Source organism: Methylobacterium sp. J-077 (assembly GCF_022829365.1).
GTDB lineage: Bacteria > Pseudomonadota > Alphaproteobacteria > Rhizobiales > Beijerinckiaceae > Methylobacterium.
The window spans coordinates 1-1091 of the sequence record NZ_JAKSYJ010000182.1 but is presented as its reverse complement, the minus strand read 5'-3'; the positions used below and the strand labels follow the sequence as shown (position 1 = coordinate 1091).

Annotated in this window: 1 protein-coding gene; it reads right to left on the bottom strand. The window is 67.2% G+C overall.

The window, feature by feature from the left end; all coding sequences use genetic code 11:
• Nucleotides 1–86: 86 nt before the first annotated feature.
• Nucleotides 87–1091 (bottom strand): porin (locus MKL11_RS22170; RefSeq protein WP_243947357.1); only part of this gene is annotated, 1005 nt, incomplete at its 5' end.

Sequence of the window (1091 nt, the reverse complement as noted above, 5' to 3'; positions counted from 1 at the left end):
AACACAAAGTGGCCCGGCGCGGAGCCGGGCCTCAAACGTCGCATCGCACGGGACCGGGACCGAAGCCCCGGTACCGATGTGTCGGATCAGAAGTCCCGCTGGACGCGGAGGCGGATCTGCGAGACCGAGTCCTGCGTCGCGGTGCGCGGCACGAAGGTGCCGGCGTTGATGCCGGCGACGTTGGCGTAGGCCGTCGGGCTCTTGTCCGAGTCGATGACCCGTCCGCTCTTCACGCCGACCTGAGTGTAGAAGCCCTCGACGCCGATATCGAGATCTCTCACCGGCGACCAGATCAAGCTCGCCCCGACCACGTACTGGTAGCTGTCGCGCAGGGCCTGGCTCAACTGGTAGAACCGGGTCCCCGGCACGCCGACGGCGTTGGCGCCGAACGCGACGGCGCCGTTCGGGCTCACGAGGCTGTAGGCCGCGCCCTGCGCCAGACGGGCGCCGGCCGAGAAATCCTGCTCGCCGTAGGAGCCGAAGATGGCGGAGCGCCATTCCGGCGACCAGTAATGCAGGAACGAGGCGACCGCCGAGAAACTGGTTGAGGTCTGCAACTGGCCGGTAAACGGGTTGATCGACGCATCGGCAAAGGACTGCGCGAATTTCTGACCACCAAAACCGGTATTGGCCTGCGCATAGCAGCCGGCAATCATGCAATAGCCGACATAGTTCTGCGTTCCGTCGCCGTAGGCGCCCTGCAAATAGAGGGCATCGCCCGGGGCGATGAACGGCGTGTTCACCTTCACGCCGCCCTGCACCGCCCAGCCCTGGACCGAACCGGTATGCGCAACACCGGTGATCACACCACCAGTGCCGTCGGCCGGGGCGGTACTCAGGTTGCCGACATTGATCTCGTGCGTGGCGGCCGAGAGTTGCGCGGAGCCCCAATCCTGCTCGACGCGCAGGGCGCCGACGAAGTCGGGCAGCCGCGAGCGCTGGATGCTGTCGATGGTGCCGTAGCGGGACGGCAGGCCGTCGGCATAGCCGACGAAGACGGGGCCAACCGGGGTCGTGGCCGTGGTCGCGTAGGGCGCGAAGACCGGCGTGCGGCGGTAGACCGGGTCTTCGACCGACAGCGTCGCCGAGAA